We start from the raw sequence: 1,394 nt of genomic DNA on the forward strand, positions 1-1,394 counted from the left end.
CTTCGACTGGAAGAGGGGCGACAGCCTGTACGGCATCGACCACGTCGGCCTGGTCGAGAAGGACAACGGCGACGGCACCGTCACCACCATCGAGGGCAACACCGGCAACGGCAAGGTCGAGCGGCGCGTCCGCCCCAAGGCCGAGGTCGTCGGCTACGGCTACCCGCAGTACGCCGTCTGACCGGCCCGGCCGGCCGGTCCCGCTGACCGGCCTGGTTGACCGGTCTGGCTGACCGGTCCTGCTCGCCGCCCCCGCCGGGCTGAGCCCGCACACCGCCGCCCGGCCGGTGTCCTCGTCCCCCCCGGGCGGCGCCCGAAGGCGGCCGTCCGGGGGGCGGGGACGCGGGGATGCTCAGCCCCGGCCGTCGCCGGAGGCGTCCGGGTCCTCGATGCGGGCGAGGAGCAGGGTTCCGAGGTCGGCGATCGACCGGCGCTGCAGCAGGACCGCGACCGGCAGGCTCACCTCCAGGTCGAGGGCGACCCGGTTGCGCAGCTGGACCGCCATCAGGGAGTCGAAGCCCAGCCGGTGCAGGCGCTGGGCCCCGTCGACCTTCTCCCTGGGGAGCTGGACGACCGCGGCGACCTGCCCGCACAGGTAATCGACGACGAGCCGGCCGGCCTCCTGCGGGGCGGCCCCGGCGAGAGCCTCCCGGGTGAGGGCGGGTTCGGTGGCCGCGTCCGCCGCGCCCTCCTGCGAGAGCTCCCGCAGGAGGGAGGCCGAGCGCAGGGCGGGGAAGTAGTGCGTCCACCTGGCGGGGTCGAAGGACATGACCCCCGCCTGGACCGGCGGATCGGCGAGCAGCCGTCCGAGGATCGCCAGCGCGTCCTCGGGGGCGAACCCGTCGAAGCCGCGCTCGGCCAGGCGCAGGTCCTTGTCCGCCTTGGCGACCTGCCCGGTGGCGGCCCACTGGCCCCAGTTGACGCTGAGGGCCGGCAGCCCCTGCGCCCGCCGGTGCTGCGCGAGGCCGTCGAGGTAGGCGTTGGCCGTGGAGTAGTTGCCCTGGCCCGGCGAGCCGATCAGCGAGGCCGCCGAGGAGTAGAGCAGGAAGAAGTCCAGCGGCAGGTCGCGGGTGAGCTCGTGCAGGTGCCGTGAGCCGGCGACCTTCGGCGGCATCGGCGTGAAGAACCTGGCCCGGTCGAGCTGGGCCAGCGTCCCGTCGTCGAGGACGACCGCGGAGTTGACCACCCCGCGCAGCGGCGGCATCCGCCGGGCCGCCTCGTCCAGCAGCCCGGCCAGGTCCTCGCGGCGGGTGATGTCGGCCGCGGCCTCGAACACCTCCACCCCGGCGCCGGTCAGTGCGGCGATCCGGTCGCGCGCCTCGGCGGGGCGCCGTTCCGGCCCACCAGGACGAGGTGGCGGGCGCGTGCACGGCGAGCCACTCGGCGGTGAGCAG

At 75.5% G+C, this 1,394-nt stretch carries 2 protein-coding genes; one reads left to right on the forward strand and one right to left on the reverse strand.

All coding sequences use genetic code 11. The features are described 5' to 3' along the window. On the forward strand, nt 1-181 hold a 181-nt coding region (locus ACWJ6R_RS36345), incomplete at its 5' end, for a CHAP domain-containing protein (RefSeq protein ID WP_449066548.1). A 171-nt stretch (nt 182-352) separates the two neighbouring features. Here the strand turns inward: ACWJ6R_RS36345 and ACWJ6R_RS36350 are convergent. Beyond that, nucleotides 353-1,394: beta-ketoacyl reductase (locus ACWJ6R_RS36350; protein ID WP_449066549.1), on the reverse strand; the 1,042-nt coding region annotated here is incomplete at its 5' end.

The sequence above is a fragment of the Planomonospora algeriensis genome (assembly GCF_977012225.1).